The following is a 12276-nucleotide window of genomic DNA, read 5'->3' on the forward strand; positions in this document are numbered from 1 at the left end:
ACGATGACCAAACCACAAATGATGCCCTACAAACGCCATGCCATTCTCTGCTGCGGCAAGAGTTGTGGTGAAAACCTGCCGCTGCTCAATTACCTGAAAGAGCAGGTGATTGCAGCTGGACTGACAGTGGGCGACCCCAATGCGGTGCGCGTTAACCGTGCCGGCTGCCTCGGCGTCTGCCTTGAGGGACCGATCATGGTCGTCTATCCCGAGGGGGTCTGGTATTACGGCCTCAATGAGGAGGCGATTGATCGCATCGTTGAAGAACATTTCCAGGGCGGAAAAGTCGTCGAAGAGTTCGCTTTTTATCAGATGTAAAACCTTCCCCAGGCCAAGCGCAACGGATGCATTTTAGAACACCCATGGTGAGCGGCCTCTGGTATTCTGAAAATTTCCGTCTACGCTAGGCGCATGGGCAACTTCACTGGCAGGGGTGTCATGCATATGCAGGCGTTACTGTTTGTTCTGCTGATGTTCTGCGCATCTATAGCGCAGGCGGACACTATTGAGCAGCAGCGAGCGTGGTTTGAAGAGGCGCGTCTCGCCCTGAACAACGATGACAGCGGCACTTTCAAGTCAATAAAAGAGAAACTTGGGGACTACCCTCTCGTCCCCTATCTCGATATCTGGATGGCCCGGCAACACCTCGACAAGGGCAATGATGACCTTGTGGCGGAAGTGCTGAAACAGCACGCACAGATTCCGGAGTCGTCCAGCTTACGTATTGCCTGGTTGAAGCAGCTCGCCCAGAAGGGAAAATGGGCCGAAATTATCAAACTTCTTGATCAGCACCCCTCCGATAGCTCCCGCCTTCCGGAAATCGCCATGGTCGCGGCCTGGCATCGTGGAGAAAAAGCAACAGCAATCACGCTCTACTCCGAACACTGGATCAATGCCCGGAAGAGCAGCAGTTATTCAGAGTCACTGCATCGGCAGTGGGAAAAGTCTGGTCATCCGACACATGAGGAGCGCTGGCAACGCATCAACCAACACATTAACAGTGGCTCATGGCGGAAAGCGAAGAATGAGGCGCTGCACCTACCGAAGGTGGAGCAACCGCTGATTGGCTACTGGCAGAAGGTACAGAGCGACCCCGAAAAAATGCTCCTCCTGTGGCCTGAAAAGGTCGATACGATCCCTGCAACCATGATCCTCAAGGATGGCCTGGTACGTCTGGCCCGCAACGATGCCGGCAGGGCATGGCTCCTTCTGCCAAAACTTGAGACAAAAGTATCCGTCGCAGATGAGGTGCTGGCTGACCTGAAGCAGAATCTTGCCCTGAGAGCGGCCCGGCAGCATCGGATTGAGGCGGTCGAATGGTTAGCTGCACTACCTGAATCACACAAAAGTGAAGAGACACGCAACTGGCAGATACGCCTTCTCATTCTTGACGGGCAATGGGAGAAAACCATCACCGCCATTGATGCCTTGCCAGACAGAGAGCGGAAACAGAGCAACTGGATCTACTGGAAAGCGCGCGCACTGGAGATTAACGGAGAGAAGAAACTGGCCGAACCGCTCTACCTGCTGCTGGCCAACAGCCGCGGTTATTACAGTTTTCTATCCAGCGAGCGGCTGGGGCTGCCGCTAAAATTCAACAGCAATGTGATTGAGGGCGCTCCAGCTGATATCGAAGCGCTCTCCAGACTGCCGGCGGTGCAGCGCGCCTATGAATGGCTGCAACTCGGCCATGCCAACAAGGCAAGTGCGGAGTGGTATGCAGCTCTGCGCAACAGCAACAGGGGAGAGTGGCGTGCAGCCATTCATCTTGCCTCAAGCTGGGGATGGCATGATCAGGCGATTCGTGCTGCCGCAAAAGCCAGCGAGCCAGATGCGCTGGAGGTACGTTTTCCGCTCGGCTTTGAAGATGCAGTTGCAGCCGCCTCAAAAGAGAGTGGTCTGGATAGCTCCTCAATCTGGAGCATTATCCGTCAGGAGTCGGCCTTCAATTTTCAGGCGGTCTCTTATGCCGGTGCACGGGGATTGATGCAGCTTATGCCGGCAACTGCGCGCGATGTCGCCAAAAAGATCAAACATCCATCCCGCCATCCTGACCTCTTCTCTCCCGACACCAATGTCCGCCTGGGCTCAACTTATCTTGCACAGATGAAAGAGCGCTTTGGCAGCCTGGCACTTGCAGCAGCTGCCTATAATGCCGGGCCACACAGGGTCTCGCTCTGGGTGGAGCGAAGTCCGTTCAATGGCACGGAGGCGTGGATTGAGGCAATCCCGTTCAATGAAACCCGACGCTATGTTCAGCAGGTGATGGCCTTTATCGCAGTTTACGAATGGCGGCAGGCGAAAACGCCATCCAGCCTGATTGCGCGTATCCGGGGTGACGAGACGGTTAGCCTGAAAGCTGTCAATTGATCAGTGTATGGTCATCTTCAACTCCTCTTGTTAGTCTGCGCGCCGAATTTATGAGTGAGGTAATAACCCATGGCATTTGTAGTCACCCAACTGTGTAAGGATTGTGTTGATACCGCATGCGTTGCGGTATGCCCGGTTGACTGTTTTTATCAGCCGAAAGAGATCACCGATGAGACTCCGAATATGCTATTCATCTCACCTGAAGAGTGCATCGACTGTGCTGTCTGCGAACCGGAGTGCCCATGGGAAGCGATCTATCCTGAAGAGGATGTGCCCGAGGTATTTGAGTCTGACATCGCACTGAACGAACTGTGCGACGACGAGCGCGACCTGTTTGATCTTGCCGAAGTGAAAGATCACACGCCTCCAACTGCAGAAGAAGTTGCACAGAACAAGGCCAAGTACGGCCTCTGATCCCGGCAGGAATCATCATTTCAAACGCATGTGCGGGCAACTGCACATGCGTTTTTTATTTCCATGAGTGAAAATCACCTTCCACCCATTATCGGCATGACGCACGCGGAAATTGTCGACCTCTGCCGGCTTGCTGGTGCCAAACCGGTACATGCTGAGCGCATTGTCGCGTCCATCTTCCGCCGCTATAACAGCGATATCGATGCCATCCCCGACCTTCCAGTCGTGCTACGCCACTACCTGGCCGGGCACACCAGTATATTCGAACCCGGGTGCAGCGCCCTGCAGCAGGCTGAAGACGGCACCCGTAAACTGCTTTTAAAAATGCCGGATGGAAAAGAGGTCGAAACAGTACTGATCCAAGGGCCGGGCAGATTGACCCAGTGCATCTCCACACAGGTCGGTTGTGCTGTTGGCTGCAGCTTCTGCCTGACGGCAACAGCAGGCCTCACCCGCAACCTCACTACCGCCGAAATGGTAGCACAGGTGATGGCAGGCCAGAGAGTTGGGGAGCGCCGGGTGCGCAACCTTGTTCTGATGGGCATGGGGGAACCGCTGCACAACTACGATGCGGTAGCCCGGTTTGTCCATATCGCCTCCGACCCGAAAGGAATGGCTTTCTCGCCTAATCGCATCACCCTCTCCACCTCCGGGATGGTGCCTGGCATCTACAGGATGATCGAGGAGAAGCTCCCATGTAATCTGGCAGTCTCACTCAATGCGACAACGGATGCAGTACGTGACCGGGTCATTCCGATCAATCGCAAATATCCGATCAAAGCGCTGATGCAGGCAGTACGCGATTATATTTCCGCGCGTGGCAATAAACGGGTACTGATGGAATATGTACTGTTGGCCGGAGTCAACGACAGCATCGAAGATGCCGGCCGCCTGATTGAACTTCTTGTAGGGATGGAGTGCACCGTCAACCTGCTGCCGTTCAATGTCTATCCCGGCTCGGCCTTCGAAAGCCCCTCTGATGCCGCAGTGTCGGCATTCAGAAGCGCCCTGGTTGAGGCGGGGATTATTGCAGTGGTACGCGAATCACGCGGACGTGATATCTCGGCAGCCTGCGGACAGCTGAAAACCGAGGTGGCAAAACGCCGCGGGGCAGTGGCATAAAAAAAGCGGCCTTTTGGGCCGCTCTTTTCCGCTGTTTATCTCATTCACGATTCTTTGGTGCAGATGCCGAAGATCGGATAGAGCGGGCAGAAACTGATTAACGCTGTTCCTGCCAGAATGCCGCCAACAATAAATGTCCAAGGCGTCCCGACACCAACCACACCCACACCGATCAGAATTGCTCCAAACACAAGCCTGAGAAGTCTGTCTATACCACCAACATTTACTTTCATCATGAACCTCCACTGGATATCTCTCTGCTGATGAAAGGATGTTACTAGTCCGGATCGCAGACTTCCGTGATATTGTCACACATCCTCTGTGGCCAACTTCCTCATGCCCTGCAGGTCGGAGAGCCTTATCTCGCCGCGCTTGAGCATAACCAGCGAGCGGCGCTCAAAATCCTTGAGAATGCGACTGATGACTTCACGTGCGGTGCCCAGTTCGGTTGCCAGCTGCTGATGGGTCAAACGGAGGGTATGTGTCCCGTCGTCAAGTTCCAGCAGGCGTCGTGCAAGTCGAACATCCATGCGCCCAAAGGCTACATCCTCGATCAATGCCATCAGATCGGCGATACGTTCTGAAATCATACCGAGCGCGAACCTGCGAAACCTGCTATCACTAAGCAGTTCATCAAAACGCCTGGCTGGAATCAGAACCAGCTCTGTCTCCTCTTCGGCGACACCTTCGGCAGGATAGGCCTTGTTCCCCAGCAAGCAGGAGGTGGTCAGCATACAGGTCTGCCCATCCTCTACCCTGTAGAGCACAATTTCCCGTCCTTCAGGATCCATCTTCTGCACCCGCACGGAACCATTGATCACAAACACATAGCCCTGGCAGGCATCACCGTCCCGAAACAGTACGGTGCCAGGAGCCACTTTCATTGTTTTCATGGCCGCCAGTTCACGAGCAACTGTGTCAGGTAACCCCTTCAGTGACGGGAATAGATCAAGCCAGCTGTGAGTTGTCATATCACCTCCACATCCATCCTGCGAATTCGAGCCAGGGAGCGTTCAAAGCGCGACCACTGCCACTGCCTTCCGGGATCCCATTTGCGCCCAGGTGCAATATCGCTGTGCCCTACAATACGATCCCTGCCGATGGCTGGATACCTCCTCATTAACACCCTGCATAACCGGGCCGCCTCGCGATACTGTACCTGCGTAAATGGCTGCTCCTCATCGCCGATTATCTCAATACCAATGGAGAAATCGTTGCAACCCTCTCGCCCCTGCCAGCTTGATACACCGGCATGCCATGCACGATGTGCACATGGGACAAACTGGGTGACTCTGCCTTTACGATCGACCACAAAGTGTGCTGATACCCTGAGCCCCTCCAGGTCGCCAAATGATGGATGCGAACTGCAGTCGAGTGTCCCCATGAATAGCTGCTCGACCGGCTCCGGCTCGAACTTCCCTGCGGGCAGGCTGACAGCATGCAGCACAATCATATCCACCTGCTCTCCGGCCGGACGACTGTTCTGATGGGGTGAGTTCAATATTCGCACAGGCTTATCATGGTCCGCCCATGCTTTGATGTCATGCCTTAGCTTGATCAGATATGGATTACACCTTTATTCATTCTGAGAATCAGGCAGAATTTCCACATGCAAAACAGCTCTCCGCATGACAATGCCCACCTGATGAAGCTGGCGACCTACGCATCCACATCGGTCGCCCTTGTCTTGATTGTCTGCAAAACCGTTGCCTGGATGATGACCGACTCGGTGAGTCTGCTCGCCACCCTGATCGACTCCTGCCTCGATGCGCTCGCATCGATTATCAATCTTGTCGCAGTTCGTCACGCACTGGCGCCACCGGACAAACAGCACCGTTTCGGGCATGGCAAAGCCGAAGCACTGGCAGGGCTTGGACAGGCCACGTTTATTACCGGCTCTGCCCTGTTTCTGGTGCTTGAGGCGATCTCCCACTTCTTGCGCCCGCAGCCGATCGGGGCACTGCCAGTCGGTATCGGCATCATGATCATCTCGATTGTTGCCACGCTTGGGCTGCTTATGTTCCAGAAGCATGTGATCAGCAAGACCAACTCCACTGCTATTAAGGCTGATCACCTGCACTACAAAACCGACCTGCTTGTTAACGGCAGTGTTATCATTGCGCTGCTGCTGGCCTACTACGGATGGGCCGGCTTCGACCCGCTTTTTGCACTGCTGATCGCAGCATATATCCTCTATAGCGCATGGGAGATCGTGCAGGAGTCACTCGACCTTCTGATGGATCGTGAGATGCCCGATGAGGATCGCCAGAAGATCAAGACGATCGTGCATAGTCATCCGAAAACACTCGGCATGCATGATCTTCGCACACGCAAGTCCGGACTGACTATTTTCATTCAGCTGCATCTCGAACTAGAGGATACTCTGACCCTGATGCGAGCTCACGAGATTGCGGATGAGGTGGAAGCGATGATCCTTGCCAAATATCCGGGGGCGGAGGTAATTATCCATCAGGATCCCGCCAGTCTTGCCGAACCACAACCGGAGTTTGTCGGATGATAAGAATTGCGCTTGGACTACTGATGCTCTGCCTAACTTCCATGCCGGTACATGCGGCCACAGAGACTATCGAAATCTACTTTCTCCCCCTCTCCGAAGCGGCGGATAGCGCACGCAGCCAGCTTTCGGAAAGCGGCAAGGTGGTCCAGATTCCATCGCGGCGACTGCTCATCATCGAGGACGATGAAGAGCACCTCGACAAAGCCAAAAGCCTGCTGCAGAAGCTTGATCAAGCAACTCCACAGTTCACCGCCATGGTTGAAATGGAAAATATCACGGCCATTGGCTCAAAGCGCTCCAGTGTCTCTGGCCATGCCACTTCCGGAGCGCTTCCCGGCGGCTGGGTCCAGCTAACTGCAGGCAGCGGAAACCAAAACTCAAGCCACCGGCAATCGTATCAACTTCGCATCAGTTCCGCCCGGCCCGGTAGCATCGAAACCGGTATCATCCGATCATTCAACCAACAGACACAGCTCTGGCTGAGCGGCTACGGAGTGGTAAAAGCCAACAGTGTTGAGATGGTTCCTGTCACTTCGGGATTCACTGTCACCGCATCTCCGGCAGGAAGTGATCAGGTGCGGGTTCGTATTACGCCGTGGATGCAACGGCTTGATCCGCAGATAAGCGGCCAGCATGAGATGCTTATCGATCTTGGCACGGCCCGTAATCCGGCAACACCTCCGTCCGCCAATGCCGATATGCGATTGAACGCCGCCCCACGCCTGCAGCAGCGACCAGTGATTGAAATTACAGGCGCCGCCACCGAACTGACGGTTCCATTTGATCAGATAGTCACCATCGCCGCATCCGGAAATGAGGCAGGCAGGCTCGGCCAAGCGCTGCTTGGCAATATTTCAACCACGGAGAGGCGGGAGTTTGTGATCCGGCTTCGCATAAGCCGTTAATTGTAAAAGGGTTCTAGCGCTCCAGACGGTACCACTGCGCCTTTTTCTGCTGCCAGAAATCTCGGTATTCCGAATCGGTTACCTCGCCATCACGGTTTGCATCCATCTCCCGGAACCGGACTTTGGCGCGCTGGTTTACCATCGCCAGATATTCACCATATGAAACCGAGTCACTGCCGTTTGTATCCAGTTCCATGAAATGGTCCACGATCTTGTCGGTAGAGGTTTTAGGTCCAGCCCATGCTCCGGAAGCGGTCAGAAAAAACATTAGCAACGCAATCAGTCGAATCAACATGGGTACCTCACTTCGTTTGGGAACAGCTGAAAACCACACCCCTGCAGTTTTTCATCGCGCAAAGGTAAAAGTGTGATTTTTCCTTTGCTCACAAAATCAAACACTTGCAGTGTTGGATTTTATCAGGCCGTCCGTGCTCTGCATGGGCACCCTGCTTTTCAGGGTATCCATAATTGCCGTAATTGGCAGCTGACGGCATCATATCCAAATTGAATTCAGCAGGCGAGGGGGAACATGAAGGCCTATCTTGATTTAATGCGCCATGTGCGCGACCACGGCACTCAGAAAGGCGACCGGACCGGCACCGGCACCAAGTCGGTATTCGGCTACCAGATGCGTTTCGACCTCTCTGAAGGTTTTCCGCTGGTCACCACCAAAAAGGTTCACCTGAAATCGATTATTCATGAACTGCTCTGGTTCCTCAACGGTGACACCAACACCAGATACCTGACCGAGAATGGTGTCACAATCTGGAATGAGTGGGCCACTGAAGATGGCTCGCTCGGCCCCGTTTACGGGTTCCAGTGGCGCAACTGGCCAACGCCGGATGGTAAGCTGGTCGATCAGGTTTCCGAACTGATCGAGCAGATTAAAACAAAACCCAATTCACGCCGTCTGATTGTATCGGCCTGGAATGTTGCCGATCTGCCCGACGAATCGATCTCGCCTCAAGCCAACGTGGCCAACGGAAAAATGGCACTCGCACCCTGCCACGCTTTTTTCCAGTTCTATGTCGCCGACGGCAAACTCTCCTGCCAGCTCTACCAGCGCAGTGCCGACATCTTCCTGGGCGTCCCGTTCAACATCGCATCCTATGCCCTGCTGACGATGATGATTGCACAGGTGTGCGATCTTGAGCCGGGTGATTTCGTGCACACTTTCGGCGATGCCCACCTCTACTCCAACCATATGGAGCAGGTGGAGACACAGCTGGCGCGAGAGCCATTCCCTCTGCCGACAATGAAGATCAATCCTGATATTAAAAGCATCTTCGACTTCAAATTTGAGGATTTCGAACTGGAGGGTTACGAGTGCCATGCAGGCATCCGGGCCCCGATAGCGATCTGAGCTGCTATAATTATTGAACCAAACTGTAGAGGAGGTACGTGTATGAGTTATCCCCAACCCGGCATCCTTGCCGATGTGCCGGCACAGGCACGCTACCTCACCTTTGATATCAGTGATCCGTCTGAAATCTCCGCTGCCTTGCAACAGCTGGCCCGTTTTGCCGATGGCGAGCAGGTGGTGATCGGAATCGGCAGGCCTGTTTCCGATGCACTCGGCATTTCCATTCCGGAGCTGAAAAGTTTCCCCGTCATTGATGCTGCCAAGGTGGATATCCCTGCCACTCAGTCCGCACTCTGGTGCTGGCTGCGCGGTGAAGACCGCGGCGAACTTGTGCACATCAGCCGAAAAATTATCGAGATACTCTCCGGCGGCTTCGAGTGCATCAGCATCATCGATGGTTTCCGCTACGATATCGGCCGTGACCTGACCGGTTACGAGGACGGGACTGAGAACCCGACCGATGGTGATGCGATCGCCGCCGCCATCGCCGCAGACGGCTCCAGCTTCGTCGCTGTGCAGCAGTGGGTTCATGACCTTGATGATTTCCTCACCCGCCCCGAAGAGGAGCAGGATGACACCATCGGGCGCAGAAAATCGGATAACGAGGAGTTCGACGAAGCGCCTGAAACAGCACATGTGAAACGCGTTGCGCAGGAGGATTTTGACCCGGAGGCGTTTGTCGTACGCCGTTCAATGCCGTGGGCGGATGCCGGCCATGAAGGTCTGGTATTCGTTGCCTTTGGCAAAAACTTCGATGCCTATACAACCCTTCTCACGCACATGGTTGGCGCCGATGACGGCAAGGTGGACGCACTATTCAGTTTTACCACACCCGTTACCGGCAGCTTCTTCTGGTGTCCGCCGATGAAGGGTGAAAAACTCGATCTGTCCTTGCTGGGGATCGGATAGATTACATGGCAAAACCTACTCTTTCACTCATATGGGGGCAGGATCGGAACGGCCTGATCGGCCGCAACAACGCTCTGCCCTGGCACCTGCCTGCTGACCTGGCCTGGTTCAAACGCTCGACCATGGGCAAGCCGATTCTGATGGGACGCAAAACCCACGAATCGATCGGGCGCCCGCTGCCCGGGCGAACGAATCTGATTCTGACCCGCCAAACGGACTTGGTGATTGAGGGCTGCACAGTGGTTCATTCACCAGATGAGGTACTGGCCATGGTCCCGGATGCCGATGAGATCATGGTGATGGGTGGTGCGGAGATTTATGCACTTCTGTTTGATCGAGCTACACGGCTCTATATCACCGAGATTGAAGGTGAATTCGAGGGTGACGCCTGGTTTCCGGAATTTGACCGCAACATATGGAAGGAGACATTCCGTGAGACTCACCAGCCTGATGAGAAAAACCCATACCCCTACACCTTTCTAATTCTGGAGCGGCCGGCCGACTGAGTCGCCGCCCGATCCTCCAGGAGAACAGTTATTAACTGGAGGCGATCAACTTGCGGTTGCTGCGGATCATTGCCTGAATCGTTTTCACATAGGCCATGCCGCGTTCCGAATAGGATTTCAACCCAAGTGCCAGATGCACGGCATCAAGCTCCTGCTTTCGCTTGCGCTGCTCCTCTCTCAGCTTGCGAAACGGCACATAGGCGCGGGTGGTATTGATATTGTTCATATAGGCACGCACTGAATCACGGGCATTGTCAAAGCGACGAACCTCGTGCGTGGCTCCAGCTGAACGCTGTTCAGGTACGATGCCGCACCCTTTCGAATAACACCACTGGCCGAAGTAGTTGTTGCCTTCGACCGCGAAGCGGGATTCGCCCCATGACGATTCATTGGCCGCCTGTACCAGCGCCATCTCGACCGGCACAGCATCGACTCGCATCAGAAGCGCCTGAACCTCTTTCTGGCCCGGCTCATCTCCGATCTCGACTTCATACTCTTCGGCAAGCGTTTGCAGTGTTCGCCTTTCAAACCAGCCCAGATTCCTGCTGGAGCGCATTGCCAGCAGATCTTCTCGCTGCTCAAGAATGCGTTCGTTCTCCGCCTCAACCAATGGCTTCATGCGGGCAAAGAAAGCCTGTTTTTTCTGCTCGACGCTACCGTTCAGTTCAGAGCTGTTCTTCTCTTTCTCAACCATCAATACACCGCCGACTTTAAGGGAGCATGCCGCCAACGCCATTACGGCAACCATCAACAGCGCTGAAAACAGCCGGATTCGTCCTGTTGTAATTGAATGAAATATATCGTTCTTCATGGGGAGCATGCTATCTGGGCCATGCATATAAACAGTGACTGAGCCCACAAGCAGAATTCCAGGTTTTGCTGGATACCTCTGCCCTTTCCGGTGCTAGCGTTAGCCGATGAAGAAGCAGGATAGACACTCGTTTTACCGACTCGGTCCGGAGCAGATCCTGCAGGCGGTAGAGAGCGTTGGCTTTGAGTGTGATGGCCAGTTGCTGGCGCTCAACTCCTATGAGAACCGCGTCTATCTCGTCGGGGCAGGTCGCGAATCAATCGTAGTCAAGTTCTACCGCCCCAACCGCTGGTCGGATTCGGAAATCCTTGAAGAGCACCTCTTCACGGAAGAGCTCGCCGAGTTTGATATCCCTGCCGTGCCACCGCTCAGCATCAAAGGCAGCACCCTTTTTCATCACGATGGCCACCGTTTTGCCTTCTATCCGCTCAAGGCCGGGCGTGCTCCCGATCTGGAGAGTCGGGAGCAGCTCGAGCAGCTGGGGCGCTACATCGGCCGCATCCATGCAGTCGGTGCCGTGCGCGATTTCGAGCATCGCCCGACCCTTGATGTCGGCACGTTCGGCGACGACTCCTACGAATTCCTGATCGAAAACGGTTTTATCCCCAAAGAACTCGAAGCGGCCTATGAGAAGGTTGCTGAAGACCTTCTGCATGCCGTAGAAGCACGCTTTGAGTCAATCAATCCTCAACTGATCCGCCTGCATGGTGATGGACATCAGGGCAATATTCTCTGGGATGTCAGCGGAGATGGAGCCGGCAGCCCATATATCATCGATTTCGACGATGCCCGCATGGGACCAGCGATTCAGGATCTCTGGATGTTCCTCTCCGGGGATCGTGCCAATATGAGCAGCTCACTCGATATCCTGCTCACGGCATACGATCAGTTTCATGATTTTGACTGCCGGGAGCTGGCATTGATCGAACCACTCAGATCCCTGCGCATCATGCATCATGCTGCATGGCTGGCACGCCGCTGGGATGACCCCGCCTTCAAAGACGCATTCCCGTGGTTCAACACGCAGAACTACTGGGAGCAGCATGTTTTATCACTGAAAGAGCAGATGGCTGCGATGCAGGAGCCGCCTCTTGTCTGGATATAAACGCATGGATGTCGCTGTCGTGGAAGAACTGCAGTAGAGTACGGAGATGGAAAAACGAATCATCGAACTTGAAACCAAGATCTCCTATCAGGATCATATTATCAGTGAGCTTGATGATGTGGTGACCAGCCAGCAAAAACAGATCGAAAAACTGGAGAAGGAGATGAAACGGGTTCAGGCACACCTGAAAGCGCTTACCTCATCCGGGCTGGCGCATCCTGATGAAGAGTCTCCCCCTCCCCATTACTAAGCC

General features: G+C 54.5%; 16 protein-coding genes. 11 read left to right on the plus strand and 5 right to left on the minus strand.

Annotation, left to right across the window (positions count from 1 at the left end; genetic code table 11):
• Positions 1-3: 3 nt before the first annotated feature.
• The 4 genes from Ga0123462_RS09880 to rlmN all read left to right on the plus strand — a co-directional run bounded on the left by Ga0123462_RS09880 (position 4) and on the right by rlmN (position 3906).
• On the plus strand, positions 4-318 hold the full coding sequence (locus tag Ga0123462_RS09880) for a (2Fe-2S) ferredoxin domain-containing protein (RefSeq protein WP_100266141.1): 315 nt from the start codon (positions 4-6) through the stop codon (positions 316-318).
• 93 nt (positions 319-411) lie between these two features.
• Positions 412-2370, plus strand: a complete 1959-nt coding sequence (locus tag Ga0123462_RS09885) for a lytic transglycosylase domain-containing protein (protein WP_100266142.1) — start codon at positions 412-414, stop codon at positions 2368-2370.
• A 69-nt stretch (positions 2371-2439) separates the two neighbouring features.
• The gene (locus Ga0123462_RS09890; protein WP_100266143.1) at positions 2440-2784 is read left to right on the plus strand and encodes a 4Fe-4S dicluster domain-containing protein; all 345 of its coding nucleotides are present in this window, start codon (positions 2440-2442) and stop codon (positions 2782-2784) included.
• Positions 2785-2847: 63 nt separating this feature from the next.
• Positions 2848-3906 carry a dual-specificity RNA methyltransferase RlmN gene (gene rlmN / locus Ga0123462_RS09895; RefSeq protein WP_100266586.1) on the plus strand — a complete coding sequence of 353 codons (1059 nt, stop codon included), beginning with the start codon at positions 2848-2850 and terminating at the stop codon, positions 3904-3906.
• A 44-nt stretch (positions 3907-3950) separates the two neighbouring features.
• Here rlmN and Ga0123462_RS09900 read toward each other — a convergent pair whose 3' ends face one another.
• The 3 genes from Ga0123462_RS09900 to ampD all read right to left on the minus strand — a co-directional run bounded on the left by Ga0123462_RS09900 (position 3951) and on the right by ampD (position 5416).
• Positions 3951-4139, minus strand: a complete 189-nt coding sequence (locus Ga0123462_RS09900) for a YgaP family membrane protein (RefSeq protein ID WP_100266144.1) — start codon at positions 4137-4139, stop codon at positions 3951-3953.
• Between the two features lie 75 nt (positions 4140-4214).
• Positions 4215-4877: a Crp/Fnr family transcriptional regulator gene (locus Ga0123462_RS09905; RefSeq protein ID WP_100266145.1), complete on the minus strand. Its 663-nt coding sequence runs from the start codon at positions 4875-4877 to the stop codon at positions 4215-4217.
• Positions 4874-5416 (minus strand): 1,6-anhydro-N-acetylmuramyl-L-alanine amidase AmpD, encoded by a 543-nt coding sequence (gene ampD / locus Ga0123462_RS09910; protein WP_100266146.1) that lies wholly within the window; start codon positions 5414-5416, stop codon positions 4874-4876. The genes Ga0123462_RS09905 and ampD overlap by 4 nt, the downstream gene beginning before the upstream one ends.
• A 99-nt stretch (positions 5417-5515) precedes the next feature.
• Here ampD and Ga0123462_RS09915 point away from each other — a divergent pair, with 99 nt between their 5' ends.
• Both Ga0123462_RS09915 and Ga0123462_RS09920 read left to right on the plus strand, forming a co-directional pair.
• Positions 5516-6424 carry a cation diffusion facilitator family transporter gene (locus tag Ga0123462_RS09915; RefSeq protein WP_157821331.1) on the plus strand — a complete coding sequence of 303 codons (909 nt, stop codon included), beginning with the start codon at positions 5516-5518 and terminating at the stop codon, positions 6422-6424.
• Positions 6421-7329 carry a type II and III secretion system family protein gene (locus Ga0123462_RS09920; protein ID WP_100266147.1) on the plus strand — a complete coding sequence of 303 codons (909 nt, stop codon included), beginning with the start codon at positions 6421-6423 and terminating at the stop codon, positions 7327-7329. Before Ga0123462_RS09915 ends, Ga0123462_RS09920 begins: the two co-directional genes overlap by 4 nt.
• A 13-nt stretch (positions 7330-7342) precedes the next feature.
• Here Ga0123462_RS09920 and Ga0123462_RS09925 read toward each other — a convergent pair whose 3' ends face one another.
• Positions 7343-7624 (minus strand): EF-hand domain-containing protein, encoded by a 282-nt coding sequence (locus Ga0123462_RS09925; RefSeq protein WP_100266148.1) that lies wholly within the window; start codon positions 7622-7624, stop codon positions 7343-7345.
• A 234-nt stretch (positions 7625-7858) separates the two neighbouring features.
• Here Ga0123462_RS09925 and Ga0123462_RS09930 point away from each other — a divergent pair, with 234 nt between their 5' ends.
• From Ga0123462_RS09930 to folA, 3 genes are read left to right on the plus strand one after another with little or no spacing between them, the layout of a single operon-like run.
• Entirely contained in the window at positions 7859-8692 is an 834-nt protein-coding gene (locus tag Ga0123462_RS09930; RefSeq protein WP_100266149.1) for a thymidylate synthase, read from the plus strand.
• A 42-nt stretch (positions 8693-8734) separates the two neighbouring features.
• Positions 8735-9601: a Dyp-type peroxidase gene (locus tag Ga0123462_RS09935; protein WP_100266150.1), complete on the plus strand. Its 867-nt coding sequence runs from the start codon at positions 8735-8737 to the stop codon at positions 9599-9601.
• A gap of 5 nt (positions 9602-9606) precedes the next feature.
• A complete protein-coding gene (gene folA / locus Ga0123462_RS09940) occupies positions 9607-10107 on the plus strand; it encodes a type 3 dihydrofolate reductase (protein WP_100266151.1) in 501 nt (166 codons plus the stop codon).
• A gap of 31 nt (positions 10108-10138) precedes the next feature.
• Here the strand turns inward: folA and Ga0123462_RS09945 are convergent, their stop codons facing one another.
• Complete coding sequence (locus Ga0123462_RS09945; protein ID WP_100266152.1) at positions 10139-10918, minus strand: glucosaminidase domain-containing protein; 780 nt, start codon at positions 10916-10918, stop codon at positions 10139-10141.
• Positions 10919-11024: 106 nt separating this feature from the next.
• Between Ga0123462_RS09945 and Ga0123462_RS09950 the strand changes: the two genes are divergently transcribed.
• Entirely contained in the window at positions 11025-12023 is a 999-nt protein-coding gene (locus Ga0123462_RS09950; RefSeq protein ID WP_100266153.1) for a serine/threonine protein kinase, read from the plus strand.
• Positions 12024-12069: 46 nt separating this feature from the next.
• Positions 12070-12273 (plus strand): SlyX family protein, encoded by a 204-nt coding sequence (locus Ga0123462_RS09955; RefSeq protein WP_100266154.1) that lies wholly within the window; start codon positions 12070-12072, stop codon positions 12271-12273.
• The last annotated feature ends 3 nt before the right edge of the window (positions 12274-12276 follow it).

Source organism: Mariprofundus ferrinatatus (genome assembly GCF_002795825.1).
GTDB classification, from domain to species: Bacteria; Pseudomonadota; Zetaproteobacteria; order Mariprofundales; family Mariprofundaceae; genus Mariprofundus; species Mariprofundus ferrinatatus.